Origin of the sequence: Amycolatopsis sp. EV170708-02-1 (assembly GCF_022479115.1) — a bacterium.
GTDB lineage: Bacteria > Actinomycetota > Actinomycetes > Mycobacteriales > Pseudonocardiaceae > Amycolatopsis.
Map to the genome: position 1 here is coordinate 482,985 of NZ_CP092497.1, position 20,259 is coordinate 503,243.

Annotated in this window: 20 protein-coding genes and 1 pseudogene; 9 read left to right on the forward strand and 12 right to left on the reverse strand. The window is 69.8% G+C overall.

Going from position 1 to position 20,259, the window contains the following annotated elements:
* Positions 1–14 precede the first annotated feature (14 nt).
* The 4 genes from MJQ72_RS01970 to MJQ72_RS01985 form a co-directional block, all read right to left on the reverse strand.
* Complete coding sequence (locus tag MJQ72_RS01970; RefSeq protein WP_240597277.1) at positions 15–482, reverse strand: hypothetical protein; 468 nt, start codon at positions 480–482, stop codon at positions 15–17.
* 1 nt (position 483) lies between these two features.
* Positions 484–756, reverse strand: coding sequence for a DUF1905 domain-containing protein (locus MJQ72_RS01975; protein WP_240597278.1), 273 nt, complete (start codon positions 754–756; stop codon positions 484–486).
* Positions 757–795: 39 nt separating this feature from the next.
* Entirely contained in the window at positions 796–1,302 is a 507-nt protein-coding gene (locus MJQ72_RS01980; protein ID WP_240597279.1) for a flavodoxin domain-containing protein, read from the reverse strand.
* Between the two features lie 88 nt (positions 1,303–1,390).
* Positions 1,391–2,599 carry a nitric oxide synthase oxygenase gene (locus MJQ72_RS01985; protein ID WP_240597280.1) on the reverse strand — a complete coding sequence of 403 codons (1,209 nt, stop codon included), beginning with the start codon at positions 2,597–2,599 and terminating at the stop codon, positions 1,391–1,393.
* Positions 2,600–2,975: 376 nt separating this feature from the next.
* Here MJQ72_RS01985 and MJQ72_RS01990 point away from each other — a divergent pair, with 376 nt between their 5' ends.
* Entirely contained in the window at positions 2,976–3,992 is a 1,017-nt protein-coding gene (locus MJQ72_RS01990; RefSeq protein WP_240597281.1) for a GTP-binding protein, read from the forward strand.
* 285 nt (positions 3,993–4,277) lie between these two features.
* Complete coding sequence (locus MJQ72_RS01995; protein ID WP_240597282.1) at positions 4,278–4,547, forward strand: hypothetical protein; 270 nt, start codon at positions 4,278–4,280, stop codon at positions 4,545–4,547.
* A 57-nt stretch (positions 4,548–4,604) separates the two neighbouring features.
* Here the strand turns inward: MJQ72_RS01995 and ligD are convergent, their stop codons facing one another.
* Genes ligD through MJQ72_RS02010 form a run of 3 tightly spaced genes read right to left on the reverse strand, consistent with a single transcriptional unit; the run spans position 4,605 to position 7,879 of the window.
* On the reverse strand, positions 4,605–5,612 hold the full coding sequence (gene ligD, locus MJQ72_RS02000) for a non-homologous end-joining DNA ligase (protein ID WP_240597283.1): 1,008 nt from the start codon (positions 5,610–5,612) through the stop codon (positions 4,605–4,607).
* Positions 5,609–6,688, reverse strand: a complete 1,080-nt coding sequence (locus MJQ72_RS02005; RefSeq protein WP_240597284.1) for an ATP-dependent DNA ligase — start codon at positions 6,686–6,688, stop codon at positions 5,609–5,611. The genes ligD and MJQ72_RS02005 overlap by 4 nt, the downstream gene beginning before the upstream one ends.
* Before the next feature lie 39 nt (positions 6,689–6,727).
* Positions 6,728–7,879 carry a DUF1015 family protein gene (locus MJQ72_RS02010; protein ID WP_240597285.1) on the reverse strand — a complete coding sequence of 384 codons (1,152 nt, stop codon included), beginning with the start codon at positions 7,877–7,879 and terminating at the stop codon, positions 6,728–6,730.
* Positions 7,880–7,990: 111 nt separating this feature from the next.
* Here MJQ72_RS02010 and MJQ72_RS02015 point away from each other — a divergent pair, with 111 nt between their 5' ends.
* Positions 7,991–9,511, forward strand: coding sequence for an MDR family MFS transporter (locus tag MJQ72_RS02015; RefSeq protein WP_240597286.1), 1,521 nt, complete (start codon positions 7,991–7,993; stop codon positions 9,509–9,511).
* A gap of 5 nt (positions 9,512–9,516) precedes the next feature.
* Here the strand turns inward: MJQ72_RS02015 and MJQ72_RS02020 are convergent, their stop codons facing one another.
* On the reverse strand, positions 9,517–10,407 hold the full coding sequence (locus MJQ72_RS02020) for a TIGR03854 family LLM class F420-dependent oxidoreductase (RefSeq protein ID WP_240597287.1): 891 nt from the start codon (positions 10,405–10,407) through the stop codon (positions 9,517–9,519).
* A 137-nt stretch (positions 10,408–10,544) separates the two neighbouring features.
* On the opposite strand from MJQ72_RS02020, the gene MJQ72_RS02025 reads away from it, so the two are divergent.
* The gene (locus tag MJQ72_RS02025) at positions 10,545–11,291 is read left to right on the forward strand and encodes a thioesterase II family protein (RefSeq protein ID WP_240597288.1); all 747 of its coding nucleotides are present in this window, start codon (positions 10,545–10,547) and stop codon (positions 11,289–11,291) included.
* On the opposite strand, the gene MJQ72_RS02030 is transcribed toward MJQ72_RS02025, so the two are convergent.
* Complete coding sequence (locus tag MJQ72_RS02030; RefSeq protein WP_240597289.1) at positions 11,281–13,992, reverse strand: AAA family ATPase; 2,712 nt, start codon at positions 13,990–13,992, stop codon at positions 11,281–11,283. The two genes, MJQ72_RS02025 and MJQ72_RS02030, sit on opposite strands and share 11 nt — an antisense overlap.
* 111 nt (positions 13,993–14,103) lie before the next feature.
* Between MJQ72_RS02030 and MJQ72_RS02035 the strand changes: the two genes are divergently transcribed.
* Positions 14,104–14,700: a hypothetical protein gene (locus tag MJQ72_RS02035; RefSeq protein ID WP_240597290.1), complete on the forward strand. Its 597-nt coding sequence runs from the start codon at positions 14,104–14,106 to the stop codon at positions 14,698–14,700.
* Positions 14,697–15,209, forward strand: a complete 513-nt coding sequence (locus MJQ72_RS02040; RefSeq protein WP_240597291.1) for a YceI family protein — start codon at positions 14,697–14,699, stop codon at positions 15,207–15,209. Before MJQ72_RS02035 ends, MJQ72_RS02040 begins: the two co-directional genes overlap by 4 nt.
* On the opposite strand, the gene MJQ72_RS02045 is transcribed toward MJQ72_RS02040, so the two are convergent.
* Together MJQ72_RS02045 and MJQ72_RS02050 are read right to left on the reverse strand one after the other, a co-directional pair.
* On the reverse strand, positions 15,210–15,641 hold the full coding sequence (locus MJQ72_RS02045; protein ID WP_240597292.1) for a DUF6292 family protein: 432 nt from the start codon (positions 15,639–15,641) through the stop codon (positions 15,210–15,212). It lies immediately after the preceding gene.
* Positions 15,642–15,741: 100 nt separating this feature from the next.
* Positions 15,742–16,185, reverse strand: a complete 444-nt coding sequence (locus MJQ72_RS02050) for a MarR family winged helix-turn-helix transcriptional regulator (protein WP_073847073.1) — start codon at positions 16,183–16,185, stop codon at positions 15,742–15,744.
* Between the two features lie 104 nt (positions 16,186–16,289).
* Between MJQ72_RS02050 and MJQ72_RS02055 the strand changes: the two genes are divergently transcribed.
* Both MJQ72_RS02055 and MJQ72_RS02060 read left to right on the forward strand, forming a co-directional pair.
* Positions 16,290–16,688 carry a DUF5313 family protein gene (locus tag MJQ72_RS02055; RefSeq protein WP_240597293.1) on the forward strand — a complete coding sequence of 133 codons (399 nt, stop codon included), beginning with the start codon at positions 16,290–16,292 and terminating at the stop codon, positions 16,686–16,688.
* 299 nt (positions 16,689–16,987) lie between these two features.
* Positions 16,988–18,010 carry an IS110 family transposase gene (locus tag MJQ72_RS02060; protein WP_240601607.1) on the forward strand — a complete coding sequence of 341 codons (1,023 nt, stop codon included), beginning with the start codon at positions 16,988–16,990 and terminating at the stop codon, positions 18,008–18,010.
* Between the two features lie 75 nt (positions 18,011–18,085).
* On the opposite strand, the gene MJQ72_RS02065 is transcribed toward MJQ72_RS02060, so the two are convergent.
* A complete protein-coding gene (locus MJQ72_RS02065) occupies positions 18,086–19,273 on the reverse strand; it encodes a hypothetical protein (RefSeq protein ID WP_240597294.1) in 1,188 nt (395 codons plus the stop codon).
* Here MJQ72_RS02065 and MJQ72_RS02070 point away from each other — a divergent pair.
* Positions 19,263–20,220 (forward strand): annotated as a pseudogene (locus tag MJQ72_RS02070) (RluA family pseudouridine synthase). The gene MJQ72_RS02065 and the pseudogene MJQ72_RS02070 sit on opposite strands and share 11 nt — an antisense overlap.
* Positions 20,221–20,259: the final 39 nt, after the last annotated feature.

Genomic DNA, 20,259 nt, shown 5'->3' on the forward strand with positions numbered 1-20,259 from the left:
GAAGAACACCTCGATCACTTCGGCGGGCGCAGCCGCGGGGAAAGCTTGGTGAGCGCCAATTCCTCCAGCCGGCTCGAGATCTCCGCGAGCCCGGCGTCGAACCGGTCCAGATCCACCCCCTTCTCGGACAGGTCTTCGCGAACGTGCTTCTCCACCTTCGCCCAGTCGTTGCGGTACCGGGTGGCGAGTTCCTTCCACGGCACACCGGCCAGCCCGGCGGCGAGGCCGCAGTCGTAGGCGAGCACGCCGCGCTCCATCAGGTACGCGATACCCGGGTAGCCGAGGTACCCCTGCCAGTAGGACCCGTTGTCGTTGGCCGTGATCGATCCCGCGGCCGGATCGTGGCGGACGTCGTAGGTCTTGGCCTTGTCCGACGACGTGACGCGCGCCGTGTCACCGTCGATCTCGACCCGTCCGTCGGCCACCGCGCCGAGCGCCTCGTAGATCTTGATGACCGGGGACGGCTTCCATGCGGTGGCCAACTCAGCCCTCGAGCCGTTCGAGCAGGACGATGTCGACGGTGTCACCCTCCTCTTTGCCGATCGCCTTGCGCACGTCGGCCTTCACCGGCAGCTTGTGGGTGCCGTCCCCCAGCGCCATGAACGAGCTCCGGAACGGATGCCCGTCGATCGTCCCGCGCACCTTCACCAGCCCTCTGGTGCCGAAGAACTCGGCGGAGCCGGGCATGATCACGTACGTCCAGCCGCCCTTCTCCGGGCTCTTGAGCAGCTTCGCGGTGAACTCTTTCTTGTCCATGGAGCCACCCTACGACAGCGCACCGACGAAACCAGGCCCTCAGAGGGTGACTCGGATGCGCACGCGGCGGCCGACATCGCGGGCCCATGCCCGGATCGACGGCCAGTCGCGGAAATCGCCCGCCCACGGGCCCGCCGCCATGATCTTCCAGAACAGGCCGCTCGCGGTCTCCGGAGTGAGCTTTCCGCCGAAAGTGGCCGTGCGTTCGGCGTCGATCCTCGCGGCCAGCAGGGCGACTCCGGCGGGCAGGCTCACCCGTTTGCCCGCGGCGAGCGGCCCGCAAGGCCCGCTATGGAACAGCCAGACGGGGCGGTTCCGAAGCGCCTCCTCGTGCTCGGCGAGCAGGCGGACCGCCTCCGGGCGCCAGCGCCGGTGGTACAGCGCGCTTCCCACGATCACCGCGCCGTACGGCTCGACGTCCTCGACCTCGGCCGCGTCCAGCAGGTCGGCCGTCAGACCGCCTTCCCGCAGCTCGGCGGCGATCACCTCGGCGATCTCCCTTGTCCCACCGGATCTCCCGGCGTGGACGACGAGCACTGCGGTCATGTCCCCATTGTCCGCGCGGTCGCAACCCGTGCCACCGTTCAGTCCATCGACACGCCGCATTCGGCTCACCTCTTCACCCGTCGGAGCGCTACCCGGGAGGCAGGAAGGCCGGCCTCGCGGCCGGGTCGGGTTCGTCGTAGTAGCGGTGGAACACGGCGGTCTGCCCGCCGGACAGCGGAGGGACGATCCAGCTCCACTCGGCCCGGCACCGGCGTCCCGCGCGCTCTTCCTTGGCGATATGCGTGAGGAACCGCCGCGATTCGGTGTGGTGGTCGGCGACGGTCACGCCCGCCGCGTCGAAGGAGTGCTGCACGGCCAGCGTCAGTTCCACCAGCGCGCGGTCGCGCCACAGGGTGCGCTCGGACTTCGTCGACAGGCCCATCAGATCGGCGATCACCGGCAGCAGGTCGTAGCGGTCGGCGTCGGCGAGGTTGCGCGCGCCGACCTCGGTGGCGAGGTACCAGCCGTTGAACGGTGCCGCGGGGTAGGTGAGGCCGCCGATGACCAGCCGCATGTTGCTGATCGCCGGTACCGCGTGCCAGCGCAGGCCGAGCCCGGCGAACCAGCGGTGGTCGGGATGCGACAACGGGACTTCCAGCACGGCGTCCGGCGGCAGCCGGAACAAGCGCCGCTCCCCCGGCTCGGATTCGACGAGGAGCGGGAGGACGTCGAAGGAGCCTTTCCGTTCGGGCGGACGCCAGCCGTGCTCCCGGACGGTCTCGGTGAAGTCGGCGTGGCGCGGATCGCCCAGTACCGAGCCGTCGCCGAGCCGATAGCCCGCGTACCGGACGAGCTGATCGTTGTGGATCTTCGGGCCGGGCCCCGCCGGGCCGTCCGGCGCGAACACGGTGATGGTCGAGCGGATCCGGCCACCCCGGGTCGCCTCCCGCAGATGGGCGACGCACTCGTCGGCGACGGCGGCGGCGCCGACGACGTCACGGCGGTCCCGCACCTTCAACCCCTGCCAGTACAGCCTGCCGATGCACCGGGCGGAGTTCCGCCAGGCCACCCTGGCGCCGAACTCGAGCTCGGCGGCCGTGTGCCGGTAGGTACCGGTCGCGTCGATCTCGGCACGCACCCGGTCGAGCCGCGCGTCCAGCCGCGCCTGCCCACCGTCCGTTTCGGCGTGGAAGAGCCGGAGGAAGTCCTCGGCCTCCGCCAGGTCCACGCTCCGTTCCCGCGGCCGCACCTCCGGAGGCAAGCGAGGGATATCCGTCACCCGCATGGACGCCGTCGCCACCTCGGCTTCCCACTCTCCGAATTCGACGCCGGCACCGGCGGCGGGAACGATCACCATTCCTCCTGCACTCGGAAATGCCCGGAGGATCCCGTCTGATCGACGGGATGGCCAGGTCCGGACCAGGCAAAAGACGATACCCCACAGAAACGGGGCCACTATCCACCAAATGGCAGAAGCTTCGACCAGGCTGACATTTCGGCAGGTAGAAAGCTTGCCGACGACAATATTTGGAATTGAGTAAGACTTCGCGGGATATTCACCGAGTTTCCCCGAACGAAATGATCAAACGCGGCCAAGATCACTTTATGATCGTCATTAATCACTCTTTCGAGCGTATTCACGCCTCACCCCTTCTGCTCTTTCCCCGTGCCGGTGTATTGACCCGCTTCCGCCGCCGCTAGAGTGCGGGGAGCTCCGAGGCGAAAGGAAAATCGTGGTCGACAGGCGGATTCCGGTCATCCTGGTCGCGGGCTTCCTCGGCTCCGGCAAGACCACCCTGCTCAACCACCTGCTGGCGAACCGGCAGGGTGCGCGGATCGGGGTCGTGGTCAACGACTTCGGCAGCATCGCGGTCGACGCGATGGCCGTCTCCGGCCAGGTCGATACCATGATGTCGTTCGGCAACGGCTGCCTGTGCTGCGCCGTCGACGCGAGCGGCCTCGACGCCATGCTCGCGAAGCTCTCCGAGGCCGAGGCCGGGATCGACGTCATCGTGATCGAAGCCAGCGGACTCGCCGAACCGCGTGACCTCATCCGCCTGATGATCGCCAGCGAGAACCCCGCCATCGCCTACGGCGGACTGGTCGAGCTCGTCGACACCGCCGAGTTCGAGTCGACCAGGAAGCGGCATCCGGAACTGGACGAGCACCTCGGGTTCGCCGACCTCGTCGTGCTCAACAAGACCGACCGGACCGACGAGGACACCCTGGCCAAACTGCGCGGCACGATCGACGAGATCGCGCCCGGCACGCCGGTGATCGAGACCTCCCACGGCCGGATCGATCCCACCCTGTTCTTCGACGCCCGGCCGCGTGAACGGGCGGGCCAGATGTCGTTCGACGACCTCCGCGAGGAGGAGCACGACCACGAGCACCACTTCCACACCGCGTACGACAGCGTCGCCTTCACCACCGAACGCCCGCTGGACCCTCGACGGCTGATGGACTTCCTCGAACAGCGCCCCGGCGGGCTCTACCGGATCAAGGGGTTCCTCGACTTCGGCCCGAACGGCCCGCGGTCCCGGTTCGGCCTGCACACGGTGGGCTCGTTCATCCAGCTGGACCGGTCGGCGTGGCCGTCCGGCCAGCCGCGCCGGAGCGAACTGGTGCTGATCGGTTCGGGGATCGACACCGACGCCGTCACCGCGCGCCTCGAAGACTGTGTCGCGGACGATCCCGGCGTCGTCGACGAACGCGCCATGCTGCGCGTCCTGCGGTTCATTCAGGACTGACACGCTCGCCCCGCTCACCAGCCGATCTCGCGTGTCCGGGCCCGTATCTCCCGTGATCAGAGACGACACTCGCGTGCTTGGACGCGTATCTCACGTGATCGAAAGCGATACTCGTCCTGATGGCGAGTTACGCCTCCAAACACGCGAGTGTCGCCGCCAAGCACGCGAGTTACGCCTTGCGAGACACGCCGAAGGCCGAAATACCGCGAATCGCGGCGCGTCTGCTTGACACTGGTTTCCGGAAGGAATCTCGAGCTGGACCACCTGTATCGGGAGGACAGTTCCATGACGAACACCGCCGGACGCTGGTACCTGGTCGGCGCGCTGCCGGAGGACTCCCCCGCCGCGCACCTGATGACCCGCTCCGAAGACCTCCGGTACCGGCGTTCCGCCTGCGGGGACAAGGAATCCCGGCTGTGGACGCCGGTGGATCTCACCACCACCGACGTCGCCCCGTGCCCGCGGTGCGCCGCGACCCTGCCCGGCCACCGGTCCGCCCGCAAGGCCGAACCCGCCGCCGTGAACACGCAACTCGCCTTCGACCTGCCGCTCTGAACCGCGTTTAGTCCTCTGAATGCGGTAATTGCGCGCGCAAGGACCGCGTTCAGAGGACTAAACGCCTTCTTTCTTCGCCCGGCTCGGCGCCACCCGGGGCGGCTCGTTCGGCATCTTCGGGTAGACGGGCGGCCAAGGCGCGTCCATCAGCCCGTTCGCCATGTCCTTCCTGGACATTTCCAGCAGCGGCTCGATCGACTGCGGTTCCGTTGCCGCCCAAGGGTCTCCGCGTTCGGCGAGACGAGCGGGCACAGTGGACAGGGTGAGCTTGTCCGGCTCGACGGTCTCCAGTTCGTCCCAGCCGATCGGCGTCGACACCTGCCCGCCGACCCGCGGCCGCACGCACCACGCGCCGAACACCGTCTTGTGCGGCGCGTTCTGGTTGAAGTCGACGAACACGCGGGAGCCGCGTTCTTCCTTCCACCACTGCGCCGTCATCTCCTCCGGGTGGCGGCGTTCGAGCTCGCGGGCGAGCGCGACGGCGGCCGCGCGGACCTCGTAGGCGTCCCACCTCGGTTCCAGTGGCACATAAAGATGCAGGCCGCGCGAGCCCGAGGTCTTCAGCTGCGCGGTGATGCCCAGCTCGTCGAGCAACGCCTTCGTGAGGATGGCACCGTGCCGCAACTCGGGGAACCCGATCCCCGGTGACGGGTCGAGGTCGACACGCAGCTGGTCGCTGATGTCCGGCGCGTCGGCCCGGTTCGGCCAGACGTGGAAACCGAGGCAGCCCTGATTGACCGCCCAGACGACGTGCGCGAGGTCCTTCGCCACGAGCGCGTCCGAAGTGGTGCCGTTCGGAGTGGACACCACGGTCGTGGTCAGCCAGCCGGGCGCGTTCTTCGGGACCCGCTTCTGGAACCACGACTTCCCGCCGGCCCCGTCGGGATAGCGTTCCAGCAGCAGGGGCCGGTCGCCGAGTTGCGCCAGCAGCGGGACCGAGACCGCGCGGTAGTACTCGACGAGGTCCAATTTGGTCTCGCCGTGCTCCGGGAAGTAGACCTTGCCCGGATTGGACACCGTGAACTCGACGCCGTCGAGGTCCAGCGTGACCGGCTCCGCTTTCATGTTTCCCCCAGCTCGGTGAACATGGTGACCAGCTCGGCGGGCGGGACCTCTTCGAGCTGCGCGTACGTGCAGGAGGCCGGGTCACGGTCGGGGCGGAAGCGCACGAGCCTCCCGCCATGACGGAACCGGGTGCCCTCGACGTGTTCGTAGCGGACCTCGGCGACCCATTCGATACGCACCGGCTCCCAGCTCAGGTCCTTCTTCGGCGCCCACCGGCTGCCCGCGCCCGGCATCCGCCCGCCGGCCTCCTCGTGGGCTTCGGCCCACTCGCGCCAGGGATGATTCTCCAGCGCGTTCTCCCGCAGCGGCGCGAGCTCGTCCACCAGCTCACGGCGCCTCGCGGCGGTGAAACTGCTGGCCACGCCCACATGGTGCAGGACGCCTTCGTCGTTGTAGAGCCCGAGCAGCAGCGACCCGACCCCGGCCCCGTCCTTGTGCCACCGGAATCCGGCGACGACGCAGTCCGCGGTGCGCTGATGCTTGACCTTCCACATCACCCGCTTGTCCTGTTCGTACGGCGCGTCGGCGGGTTTGGCCATCACTCCGTCGAAGCCCGCGCCCTCGAAGCGGGTGAACCAGTCCTGTGCGACGTCGGGATCTTCGGACAGAGGGGTGAGGTGCACCCGGGCGAACTTCGTGTCGACCACGCTTTCGAGCAGTTTCCGCCGCTCCGCGAACGGTTCCGGCGTGAGATCCCGCTCGTGAAGGGCGAGCAGGTCGAACACGACGAAACTGGCCGGTGTCTCCTCGGCGAGTTTGTTCACGCGGGACGCCGCCGGATGCAGGCGCAGCTGGAGCGCCTCGAAATCGAGCCCTCCCTCGGTGACCAGCACGATCTCGCCGTCGACGACGCAGCGCTCGGGCAGCGCGTCCTTGAGCAGCTCGACCAGCTCGGGGAAGTACCTCGTCAGCGGCCTGTCGTTGCGCGAGCCCAGCACGACCTCGTCGCCGTCGCGGAAGACCACGCAGCGGAAGCCGTCCCACTTCGGCTCGTACAGCAGCCCCGGCGTGCGCGGCAGTTCGTGCACGGCCTTGGCCAGCATCGGCTTGACGGGCGGCATCACGGGCAGTTCCACGAGGCGATCCTAAGCCGCGCCACTGACAAAAGCGCGACGTCAGAGCTCGGCAAGCAGGAGCCCGCTGCGCGGTTTCGGCGTGAAATAGGTGGCCTTCCTCGGCATCCGCGACCCGGCCGCGTGCACGGCGAGCACCTCCGCGTACGGGACCGGGGCCAGCAGCAGCACCGCGTCCGCGTCGTCGGGCACCGGCACGCCGGGCAGCAGCGGACGCACGTTCGGCCCTTCCGGATCGACGCCGAGCGCCGCGCGGAGCAGCTCCTGCTCGACCACCGCGTGGTCTCCGCCCGCCTTGCCGAGCGACACGCGGAAAGCCGACGTCCCCGCCACCACGGTCACCTCGCCCGCCTCGGACGGCGGCGCCGCCGGACCGGGGTGGACGTCGTATCCCGCCTCCGTCCAGCGCCGGATCAGGGTGTCCGCGTCGAATCCGGTGCCGGCGAGCACCCGGTGGATGGGCCCGATCCGCAGCCCCGGCCCGCCGGTGACCAGCGCCAGCAGCGCGCCGCGCCCCGAAGCGGCGGCGGCCGCGACCCGGTGGTTGCCGTCCGCGACCAGGAGGTCCAGGCCGTCCAGGGTCGCCAGCAGCCGGTCCTGGTCTTCACCGGGACCGGTGAGCCACAGTTCGTGCTTGCGGCCCGCGCCGTCCACTGTGGACAGGCTGGGCACCCGGCCCCGGCAGATCCGTTCGATCAGCGCGGTCAGCCCGCGACCGCCGGTCGCGGGGACCAGCATCGCCGCGCTCGTCGCGACACCGAGCCCGGCGAGCATCGCGGCCCGTTCCGCGACGACGTCCGGATAGACGTCCTCGGTGTGCCGGACCCTGGTCACGCCGTCGTCCCGGACCGCGGCCGGGTCGACCAGGCAGAGCACGCCCAGCGCGACCCCGTCCGGCCCGTCGATGCGATACGGCGCGACCACGGCGGAGACCGGGCGGTAATGCCGCTCCCGGATCCGCTCGAACGTCGCCCTGGCCTGCGGCAACGCGGCCTCGATCGAGAGCCCGCCCGCCAGCGCGGCCGGGGTCCTCGCCGGATGCTGCACCGCCAGCAGGCTGTCGCCGTGGGCCCCGGCGAGCGCGGCGGCCACCCGGTCCGGGTCGGCGAACTCGTCGACGTCGGGCCCCGGGACGGTGTCGCGGACTACCCAGCCACGGTCGATCGGGCGGATCCAGGTGCTCATCCGATCCATTTTGCGGGATAGCTCACGGAAAAAATCGGTCCCATGACCGGGTGTCTCCGTGGAATGCTTACCCATGCGAAGTAGTTGACGTCGTTCATGAGCCTGAGGAGACCGTCACAGATGACCACCCCGGCCCCGGTCACCGCGAAGGAAGGGGTCGGTTTCCGGTCCGAACGCGGCCCCGTCCTGATCGCCGTGATGCTGTGTTCCGGCCTGATCGCGCTGGACTCGACCATCATCGCCACGGCGGTGCCCTCGGTGGTCGCCGATCTGGGCGGGTTCTCGCAGTTCCCGTGGCTGTTCTCGATCTATCTGCTGACCCAGGCGGTCACCGTCCCGCTGTACGGCAAGTTCGCGGACGTCCTCGGCAGGCGCCCGGTGATGTTCTTCGGCATCGCGGCGTTCCTCCTGGGCTCGGTGCTGTGCGGCGCGGCCTGGAGCATGCCGGTGCTGATCGCCGCCCGCGCGGTGCAGGGCATCGGCGCGGGCGCCATCCAGCCGATCGCGCTGACCATGGTCGGCGACATGTACACCGTCGAGGAACGCGCCAGGGTGCAGGGCTATCTCGCCAGCGTGTGGGCCATCTCGTCGGTGGTCGGGCCGACGCTGGGCGGGGTGTTCGCCGAGTACCTCGACTGGCGCTGGATCTTCTTCATCAACCTGCCGCTCGGCGCGCTGGCGGCGTGGATGCTGTTCCGGAACTTCCGCGAGCGCGTCGACCGCCGCTCGCACCGCATCGACTACCTCGGCGCCACGCTGCTCACCCTCGGCTGTTCGCTGCTGATCCTCGGCCTGCTGGAGGGCGGGGTCGCCTGGGGCTGGGCGTCCGCGCCGAGCCTGGCGATCTTCGGCGGCGCGGTGGTGCTGCTGGCGGCGTTCGTGTTCGTGGAACGCAAGGCCGACGAACCCGTGCTGCCGCTGTGGATCTTCACCAAACGGACGCTGATCGGCGGCAACCTGGTCGCCGTCGTCGTCGGCATGCTGCTGATGGGCCTGACGTCGTATCTGCCGACCTTCTCGCAGGGCGTGCTCGGCACGGGCGCGCTCGTCGCCGGTTTCGCGCTGGCGGCGCTGACCGTCGGCTGGCCGATCTCGGCGTCGCTGGCAGGCCGGATCTACATGCGGATCGGGTTCCGGGACACCGCGCTGATCGGCAGCGGGGCGGTCATCGCGGGCGCGGCGCTCACGGTGTTCCTGGCCGCGGGGTCGTCCATCTGGCTGGCGGCCGCGGCCGCGTTCGTCCTCGGGCTGGGACTGGGGCTGGCGTCGAGCCCGACGCTGATCGCCGTGCAGTCCACCATCGGCTGGGAACGCCGCGGCGTCGTCACCGCGACCAACATGTTCAGCCGTTCGCTGGGCAGCGCCGTCGGGGTGGCGATCTTCGGCGCGATCGCGAACGCGACCCTGGCGAACCGCTTCGCCAACCCGCCCGCCGGGGTCACCGGGCTGCCGTCCGGCGTCGACGCGACCAGCGTCGTCCTGGAGGGCAACGGCCCGGAGACCCCGACGACGACGTTCGTGCGCGGCGCCCTCGCGGACGCCACGCACCACGTCTTCCTGGCGATGCTGGTGGTCGCCGTGCTCAGCGTCGGCGCGCTGCTGCTGATGCCGCGGCGGACCGAAGAACTGAAGTTCGACTGAGCGCCTCAGTTCTGCAGCGGGACGGCGTGCTCGGCGAAGTTCTCCAGGAACCGCTCGATCGGCTCCGGCCCGGCCGGGTACAGCACGAACTTGCTGAGCCCGGCGTCGATGTGCTCGGCGATCAGGTCGCGGGCGGCGCTCCAGCCGTCCGCGATCAGCCGGGACGGGTCCGCGCCGGACCGTGCCGCGACCGAAGCCGCGAGCGCGTCCGGGATCCCGTCCTCCGAGACGAGGAGACTGATCCCGAAGTGGTCGGCCTCGATCTCCCGGTCCGCCTCGGCGGCCGCCTCCTGGATGGCCTCGCGGCCGGCCCGCGCCTCCTCCGGCGTGAGGAAACTGGCCAGCCAGCCGTCCGCGAGCCTGCCGACCCGCCGCAGCGCGCCGGGTGCCTTCCCGCCGAGCCAGAGGTCGAGCCGCTTGAGCGGGGTGAGGCCGAGACCCACCCCTTCGACGCGGAAGAACTCGCCGTCGAAGGTCACTTCCTCCTGTTCCAGCAGAGCCCTGATCAGCCGCAACGACTCGTCGAACACCGCGGCGCGGCGGCCCTGCGGCACCGGGAACAACGGCAGTTCCGCGTCGCGCGCGGGCTTCAGGCCGAAGACCGGGAGCACCCTTTTCGGCGCCAGCGCGGCGAGTGAGGCGAGCTGTTTGGCGACCAGCACCGGATCACGGCCCGGCAGCACCATCACCCCGGTGCCGACCTTCAGTTTCGTGGTGCGGGCGAGCCCGTGCGTCAGCCCGACGACCGGATCGATCCTCGGCGAGTACACCGCCTCGGGCAGCCAGAGCGAATCGACGCCCGCCCGCTCCAGCAGGTCGACCGCGGCGCCGAACTCCCCGGGCGCCGTCCCGGTCCCCAGCCCGACGCCGATCCTGATCTTCAGGTCCTCCGCCACATCCGCTCCCTCCACCGAGCCCCGGTGTCCAGTGTTCCCAGCGTGAACAACCCCGCACAAGCATGGACTCATTCCGCGAATCCCCCGTACATTCCAGTGTCGTGCGGGTCGTTCCCGCGCGGATTGGGGGATTTTCGATGGCAGGACGGGCTCTGAGCAGTTGGACGCGCTGCTTCCACCCGGCACCGTCGGCCGGGATGCGGCTTCTCGCCTTCCCGCACGCCGGTGGGTCCGCGAGCGCGTACCGCTCGTTTTCGGCCGCTCTCTCACCCACCGTCGAGGTGCACACCGCCCAGTACCCGGGGCGGCAGGACCGGATGGGCGAGCCGGTCGTCGACGACCTGCACGTCCTCGCCGAGCAGCTGGTGGACGTCGTCGCCGCGTTCCCGAAACCCTTCGCGCTCTTCGGCCACAGCATGGGCGCCATCGTCGCGTTCGAGGTCGCACGGCGGCTCGAAGCGCGCGGCATCGTGCCGGCGGCGATGTTCGTCTCGGCCCGCCGCGGCCCGGACATCCACAAGGAGAAGGCGCACCACCTCGCCGACGACGACACGTTCCTCAAGGAGGTCAGCCGTCTCGGTGGCACGGATCCCACGATCTTCGACGATCCGGACATCCGCGCGCTCGCGTTGCCCGCGCTGCGCGGCGACTACAAGGCCGTCGAGACCTATCGGTACCGGCCCGGCCCCGACGTGAGCTGCCCGATCGTGGCGCTCGCGGGCGACGCGGACCCCGTCCTGGAGGTACCGGACGCCGAAAACTGGCGCGAACACACCAGCGGCTCCTTCGAGCTGGAAGTGTTCGAAGGCGGGCACTTCTTCCTCGACGACAACCTGGACGCCGTCGCCGCGCGCATCCTCGGCAAGCTGACCGTCAGTCCCTGAGACCTTCCCTGCTCGCCCACGCGACGACCTCGGTCCGGTTCGCCAGGCCGAGTTTCGCCAGGATGCTCCGGACGTGGCTTTCCACCGTACGTTCGGAAAGCACCAGCTTCTCGGCGATCCGGCGGTTGCTCAGCGCGTCGGCGAGCAGGGCGACGATCTCGCGTTCGCGCCCGGTCAGCGGGTCCGCGGCGCGGCGTTCGGCGCGGATCCGGTCGAGCAGCGCCGAGGCCCGCGCGAGCGGGCCCGGCATGGCCAGCCGCCGGAACTCGTCGAGAGCCTCGCGCGCGATCCCTCGCGCACGCCCGAAATCGCCCCTGGCGGCCAGGACTTCGGCGAGCAGCAACCGCGCCTGGGCGACGCCTGGCCGCGCGCCGATGCCTTCGTTGACCGCGATGGCCTGCTCGGACAACCGCACCGCCTCGTCGTGGCGGCCCAGCAGGGCGTTGAGCCGGGCGGGGTGTTCCAGGCTCGATCCGGTGCAGAAGACGCCCGCGCCGCCGGACACGATCGGGCGCACCTCTTCGAGACGCCGCAACAGGTATTCCGCCATCTCGACGTCATGAAAGGCCTCGACCAGCGGCATGAGATTGGGCAGCGCGCCGGTGGCGTGCAGCGCGAACTCCGGGCTCCGCACCAGCGGGACCAGCTGTTCGTACCGGACCCTCGCCTCGTCGAGGTCGCCCGCGAGCAGGCTCAGCAACGGCCGCGACACCAAGGTGACCGGCAGATGTGGTGCCCGGTCCAGCAAACCCGCGTAGTCCCTTCGCAGGTCGCCGGGATCACCCGTGAGCAGCACGAGCTGCGTGCGGAACGCATACGACATCCCTTTCGCGGAAAAATCGTCCGCGAGTTCGGTGTCCGCCAGTTCCTCCGCCGCGAGGTCGAGTTCGCGCGCCTCGGCCAGATCTCCGCGCAACGCCAGCACCGAACTGCGCAGCCGCAGGTCGTGCCAGCGGATCAGCGGCAGCCTCGTCAGCCGCGCCAGCGCGGTCACCGCGACGAGTTCGTCGTCGACGAGCGTCATCCGCCCGTCCGCCAAGGCCGCGTCGATCCGCCATTTGTGTCCCCACAACGAAACCAGCGGCTGCCCGGTGCGCGAGCCCAGCTCGGCGGCCAGCGCGCCGAGCCGTAACCGTTCGGACAGCGGCAGTTTCTCCGGAGCGACCTTCATCCGGGCGCGGACGGCGTCGACCAGCGCCTCCGGATCGCCTGATTCCTCGGCGAGCGCGAAGGCTTCGTCGGCCAGCTTCTCCGCGTCGGCGAACCGGCCGTAGTCGGCTTCCACCGACGCGCTGTGCGCCAGCAGGCGTGCCCGCGTCGTCCGGTCGACCCCGTCGGCGGCGAGCGCGCGGACGGCGAGGTCGCGGATGCCGGGCAGGAGATCCGGCGCCGCGACGTCGCGGACCACCAGTGCCGCGCGGGCGACCAGCCCCGCGTCGGCGGCGAGCCGGGCATGGTCGAGACTTCGCGCGAACCGGCCCGTCCGGTATTCGGCGACGGCGAGATCGAGGAGCAGCCCGGCACGGTCCACTTCGGACAGTCCGGCTTTCGCGCGGGCGTCGAGCGCCATCGCGAGGAAGCGCGCCGCTTCGTCGAAGGCCAGTGCCCGGTTCGCTTCCGCGGCCGCGAGCGCCGCCCAGTCCGCCGTCTTCCCCGGCGCGGTCGCCGAGCGCAGCCAATGCCCGGCGACCGTCCCGGCGAGCGCGGGTTCACGCCGGGCACGCGCTTCGAGCGCGGCCGCGGCGCGACCGTGCAACGCTTCCCGTTCGGCCTGGCCGAGATCCGCGTAGATCCCGTCGCGGACGACGGCGTGCGCGAACCGGCCGGAACCCAGCACCCCGGCTTTCTCGGCTTGATCGAGCCCGGCGGCGACCTCGCCTGCCGGCAGGCCGGACACCTCCGAGAGCAAGGCGGCGTCGACGTCCTCACCGAGCACCGCCGCGATGGCGAGCAGCCGCCGCGCCTCCGGTTCGAGGGCGGCCACCGCGGTCCGCACGAGGTGGCCGAGTTCCGCCCCACCGGCCGATCGCGCGATCGCGCCGAGGTAGAGCGGGTTCCCGCCGGAGCGGCGATATGCCTCGTGTATCTCCTCTTCCGACAGTCCGGTGAGCAGCGCCCGCGCGTCGGGCTCGGCCAGTGGCGGCAGCGAGATGCTCCGCGCGCCCGGACGGCGCAGGAGATCCGGCAGGGCCGCGTCCAGCGCGGGGGTGTGCCCGGTGTCCCGGTGCGTCGCGACCACGGCCAGCTTCGAGCGCCGCAGCTCCCCCGCCAGATGCCGCAACAACCGCAACGACGCCTCGTCGGCCCAGTGCAGGTCTTCGAGGACGACGACCAGGCCCGCCGGTTCCGCCGCGGCCACCAGCGCGTCCGACGCGGCGGCCACCAGCCGGAACCGCGCCGCCTGGACGTCGCCGGCGCCCTCGGTCTCGGCGAAAGCGGTCTTCACGGCCGAATCGACCGACGGCAGCGCCTCGACGACACGGCGCCACGGCCACAGCGGCGGCGCACCCGGATCGTCGGCGCACCGGCCCCACACGACGGCGGACGCCGCGGCCGTCGCCTCCTCGACCAGCCGGGTCTTGCCGATCCCGGGTGGACCCGAGACGAGCACGAGCCCGCCGGAACCCAGGGCGGCGTCGGCGAGCCTGCCGCGCAGAGTCGCCAGCTCGCCTTCCCGGCCCACGAACGGTTCCCGGTTCACGCAAGGAGTATCGCTCCCCGGACCCGATTCCGTACCGCCCTGCGTACTGGCACTGATGTCCGGCGGCCGCCGGGGGCGCAGAGTCGGCACGTCCGACGGAAAGGAAAGCCCATGTACGCCACCGTCCACCAATTCCGGCGTTCGCACGCCGACGAGTCCGCGGGCTGGGGCCACGCCCTCGCCGCCGAACTCCATCCCGGCACCGGTTCGCCGGGCACCTGCACCCTCGCCCAGGTCGGCGGCCTCGGCGGGCTCGTCGTCGCGTTGTGGCGCGACCGCGGGTCCGCGCTCGCCGCCGCCGACCGCCGCGTCTCCCGCGTCTCCGACGCCCGCGTCTACGCGGTCGCCGACGTCGAAAGCGGTGTGGCCGAGCCCAGGATCGCGCAGGCGACCTGGTTCGACCGGCCGCTCACCCAGGCACAGGCCGACGCCGCCCGGTTCGGCGGGCGCGAGCGGATCTGGCCCGCCGTGCGGGGGCTCGACGGGGTCGGCGGCTTCTACGTCCTGACCGCCGAGGACCGGTCCAGCCTCGTTCTCGGCTTCACCGAGTCGATCGAAGCGATGGAGAGCGTCCAGAAGACGATCATGAGCACGGACCTGCTGCCCGGCGAGGATCCCGCGCTGTTGCCGGGGCCGGACCGGGTCGACGTCCACCGCGTGCTCCACACGTCCCTGCCCTCGCTCGGCCTGGTGGGTGAGCCGCGATGACCGCCGGGACGTCCGCACGGGTCGGCACCTGGACCGTGCTCGCCGACCGGACCTCGGCCACGTTCACCGTCCGGAACTTCGGGTTCCGCGTGGTCCACGGCTCGATCCCGGTCGATCTGGGCTCGGTGCGGGTCACCGCCGACGGCGTCGTCGTCGTCGAAGCGGCACTGGACCTCGACAAGATCGACACCGGCAACGCCAAACGCGATGCCGACCTGCGTAAACCCCGTCTGCTGGCGATCGACGCGCAGCCCGTGCTGACCTTCGCGGCGGACCGGGTCGGCGAGGGCCCGGACGGGTGGTCGGTCGAGGGCACTCTCGGCGCGCGCGGCGAGTCCTGTCCGCTCACGGTGACCGCGACCGGGCCGGAGGACAACGGCGACGGCACCTGGCGGGTGCTCGCCGGGGCCGTTTTCGACCGGCGGGCTATCGGTCTCCGGGCGCCGAGGTTCCTGATCGGCAGGGAGATCACGATCGCGCTCGACGTGGTCCTCGCCCCGCCGGCGTGATCAGGCCCAGGCGGCGAGCTCCTTGGCGAGGGAGGAAGGTCCGGCGGCGGTGCGCAACGCCGGCGGACCGGGCCAGCAGTCCTGGTGGTCGCCGGTCCGCAGGGTCTCCGCGAACCTCGCGACCAGGCGCGGATGCGACGCCACCGTGCGGCCACCGAGGTAGGCGACGACGACATGGTGGTCGTCGTCCGCGTGCGTCGCCACGGCGGCCGACCAGCCGTGCTCCTCGTGCCACATCAGGTCGGCTTCGCGCTCGGGGAAGCCGGGGAGGCGCCAGTTCAGCCTCAGCCGGGCGGTGACCGGACCGGTGAGGTCGACCGTGCCCGAATCCCGGCGTATCCCCAGTGCCGCGGCCACGTCCTCCAGGTAGGCGTTCAGCCTGGTCATGAGCTCCAGACCTGCTTCCGTGGGCGCGGGGGTCGAGGTGGTCACGGTCCCTCATCTTCCTGTCACTGTGTGCTGGCGTGACGGGAATTACCCACCCCGGAGCGGCTTCACACCCTCATTTCGTCACACCCCGGTTTCGGTTCGCTCAAGCCGTGGCTTCGATGACCCGGGTGAGGGCCTTGTGCAGCGCTTCCAGCTCGGAGACCTCCATGCCGAGCTTCTCCACGACGCGATACGGGATCTTCTCCGCCTCCGCGCGCAACGCGCGACCGGATTCCGTCAGCTCGACCGTGAGCAGCCGCTCGTCCTCGGAGCTGCGCCGTCGGGTGACGTAACCGATCGTCTCCAGGCGCTTGAGCAGCGGTGACAGCGTCGCGGGTTCGGCGCGCAGGGCGACGCTCAGGTCCTTGACCGCCTGCGGGCCCCGCTCCCACAGCGCCAGCATGACCAGGTACTGCGGATGGGTGAGCCCATGGGGTTCCAGCAGCGGACGGTAGATGGCGATGACGCTGCGCGACGCGACCGACAGCGCGAAACACACCTGACGCTCCAGCGCGAGCGGGTCCTCGCCCAGATCGATCGACTTCATCTGGCGCCCCTCCGAGTTCATACCGCCGATCCTAGCCGCGACGCTAATATTTAGCGCACTAATCATTAGTGTACTGTGAGGACATCGACGGAAGGAGTCGCCCGATGCCCCGCAAGCGCCCGGACGTGTTCCGCTGGCTGTGGTACTCACTCGGCGGCAGGCTGCCCGAGCACTACCACGACTGGATCCTCCACGACGCGACCACCGGAAGCTGGCGCTGGCGGCACGTCGCCCGCAGCACGGTGATGATCGCCCCGCTCTGCACGGTGTGGCTGCTCCTGCCCGGTCCGCTCCCCCTGCGGCTGGCGATCGTGCTGATGGCCGCGCTCGTGGCGTACTTCTACTCGATGGCCTACATGGAGGAGAGCATCGAGCACCGGCTCGCCAAGAACGGCTTCCCGCCGGGCATCGGGCGCCGGACCCGAGCGGAGGCCGCCGCGGTCGCGGAAGCCGAGGTGACCGAGCGGTATCTCGCGCGGTACCGGGACCAGGCGGACTCCTGACCCCTTTCCGCGCGGGCGCCCGTCGTTGCGAAGGTGTCGCGAAAGCCACTCAGTGTCAGGGTGGTTGCGCTGCTCGTGTGAGTGGTTAGGGTCCGGACTTGGTCGCGTGGTGACTCAGAAAGCCACTGCCTTGCTGGCTTGTGAAAGAACTGTCCAGCGTGATCAAGGTCCGGGCCTGGCTGGCCTGACTTGATAGAAGCGTGGACTAGACGCATCAACCTCGACTGAGGTGTGTCCGACCAGCCCGGCCCGGAAAGGTGCACCCGTTCTCCGGCTAGGGAAGGAACACGCGCGTGTCCATGGTGGTCATCGGGATAGATCCGCACAAGTCCAGTCACACCGCGGTCGCTGTCGATCAGGCTGGACGGAAACTGGCCTGCAAGACCGTCCGCTCCGACAACGACGGACTCCTCCGCCTGCGGGCTTGGGCCGCCCGGTTCGGCACCGAGCTGATCTGGGCCGTCGAGGACGGCCGCGGCGTCGCCGGGCGGCTGGTCCGCGCCCTGATCGGCACCGGCGCCACAGTGAAATGGGTGCCCCCGAAGCTGATGGCCGCCTGCCGGGCCTCGGCCCGCACCCGCGGCAAGTCCGACCCGATCGACGCCCTCGCCGTCGCCCGCGCCGCCCTGCGCGAACCCGATCTGCCGACCGCGCACCTGGACCAGCAAGCCCTGGACCTGCGGCTGCTGACCGACCGACGCGAGAACCTGGTCAACCGCCGCACCGCCAGCATCAACCAGCTGCGCTGGCACCTGCACGACCTCGACCCCGCCCTCGACCAGAACCACCACGACCTGACCAGGCCACGCGCACTGGCCACCCTCACCAGCGCGATCACTGCCCTCGATCCTGGCGTCCGCCGCGACCTCACCCTCGATCTGCTCACCGAGATCACCACCCTCGGCCAGCAGATCACCCAGCTCGAACACCAGCTCACCGACCGAGTCCAGCCCCTGGCCCCCAAACTCCTGTCCATCACCGGCGTCGGCGCGATCACCGCCGCGAAAATCATCGGCGAAACCGCCGGCATCACCCGATTCCGCTCACCAGCCGCCTACGCCATGCACACCGGCACCGCACCCATCCCCGTCTGGTCCAGCAACAAACCCCACTACCGCCTCAACCGCGGCGGCAACCGACAACTCAACACCTGCATCCACCGCATCGCCATCACCCAACTCGCCCACCACCCACCAGCCCGCCACTACCGCGACACCTGGACCACAAACCACCCCCACGCCACCACCAAAGCCGCACTCCGAGCACTCAAACGACACCTCACCAACACCATCTACCAAGCACTCAAAGCAGACTTGACATAGAAGCTTCTTTCGAGACGTCTGATGTCCCGAAAGTGGCTTTCGCGACACTAGAAGCGACGCGGCCGCCCTATCCGATCAGGCAGCGCGACGCATACGAGCCTCGGCGGCACGGTACGCGGCCACGAGTTCCGCGGCGACCCGCTTCGGCTCCGTTCTCAACCGACTGGGCAAGGTCTGAAGGACCACGATGCCGGCGGCCGCATACCTGGCGTTTCTCGCCACCGTCGCGGCGTACTGCTGCTTGCCGAAGTGGAAGTCGTACGAATCGACCTCCCAGGCCATACCCGCCGACACGAAGTAGCCATCGGCGGTCGCGATGTATTCGCCGTTCTCATCCCGTAGCTCGTGATTCCACAAGGGTTCCGGCAAACCGCTCATCCGCCACACCTTCATCGCGTCGACCTCGGCTGCCGACCGGGCCCCGTCGGCGATCCGGTGCAACGCCTCTCGCGGAATCGCGGTGCCACGGCTGCTCCCGGCGTCGAGTTCGGCGAATAATTCGAGTAAGGGCGCACCGCGCTGGACCGCTTCGGCCAGCAATGCGGAAACCTCTTGTCGCGAGCCGAGCCGACGACACTCGTCGAGGACCGACCTGACCAATGGTGCCAGTGGAACACCGCTGAACATGACAGCCTGCGGCAGCCGGGTCGTTCGTTCGACGATCACGTGCCCGGAACTGCCGACCTTGTGCTCGAGCGGCACCAGGAGGTGAACCCGGAAAGTACCGTCCGGCAGCATTTTCAGCCCGTGCCGACGGCACGAGGCAGCTCCGGTCACCACTGCATCCGGCCCCGCGTACAACAGGGCCGCATCGACCAGCTGGCGTCGAGTCGGCTCCCCGGAATTCAGCATCAAGACTCCCGGCAGCAGCCGGCGCCACTGCTTTCCCGGACGGCACCGGCGATAACAGGTCCTCGACGGAACGCCGAGTTCCGTCAACCGGGCGACGGTGATCACGCCCCCGCGACTGTGCTGGTAGAGCCCCTCGGGATCACGAGCCCATTCTCCGGATTTCACCCCATGATCGTCGGCTCCCCTGCCTTCGGTCGCCAGTACCTTTCGCCCGCCCTGTGGACAACTCGCCACACCAGCCCCACTGTGGATAAGTTCCCATGGCCCCGTCGCCAAAGGTGTCGCGAAAGCCACTTTCAGGACGTCTGATGTCCCGAAAGTGGCTTTCGCGACACCGGCGAGCGCCCTGGGACACCACGGAAGCCGCTCGCGACCAGCAGCACGGCTAGAGTGCGCGGTGATGAGACGCAAGCTCCGCCCGCCGCTCCCGCCCCGCCACGGGCTCGACCCCGCGAGGCTCAAGATGCCCGCAGAGGGGCCGTGGACGACGCTGCGGGAGCACCTCGTCGAGCGTCTTCCCCGCGTCGCGCCCGAACGGATCGAGGAGATGCTCCGCGAGGAGCGCATCGTCGGCCTGGACGGTCCGCTGGGCGTCGATTCGCCGTTCGTGCCGGACTCGTTCATCTGGTTCCATCGCGACCTGCCCGACGAGGTCGAGGTGCCGTTCGAGGTTTCCGTCCTGCACCGCGACGAGCATTTCCTCATCGCCGACAAACCACATTTCCTCGCGACGATCCCGCGTGGACGGCACATCCTGCAGACCGCGCTGGTCCGGCTGCGCCGCGAGCTCGACCTCCCGCGGCTCACCCCCGCGCACCGGCTCGACCGGGTCACCGCGGGGCTCATCCTGTTCGTGAGTACCCCGAGGTCCGCGGCAAATACCAGACGATGTTCCGGGACCGGTTGGTACACAAGGAATACGAGGCGGTCGCGCGCTACGATCCGGCCGTCGCGATGCCGCGCGAGATCAGCAGCCGCATCGTCAAGGAACGCGGGGTCATCGCCGCGCAGGAGATCGACGGGCCGCCCAACGCCGAGACCCGCGTCGAGCTGATCGAGCACCGCGACGGCCTCGGCCGCTATCGCCTGATCCCGCGACCGGCCGCACCCACCAGCTCAGGCTGCACATGAGCGGCCTCGGATTGCCGATCCTCGGCGACGACTTCTACCCGGAGCTGACCGAGACCCCGCTCGACGACTTCACCGAACCCTTGCAACTGCTGGCGAAAGTCCTCGAGTTCACCGATCCGGTCACCGGGGAACGCCGCCGGTTCGAGAGCAGGCGGACGCTCCAGGCGTGGACGGACCTCGACGCTTGGAGCCGCGGCCCGGGCCTCGTGAGTGGCAAGGACGGTTAGAACCATCTGTGCTGTTTCAGGACCTCACGGACAGATGTG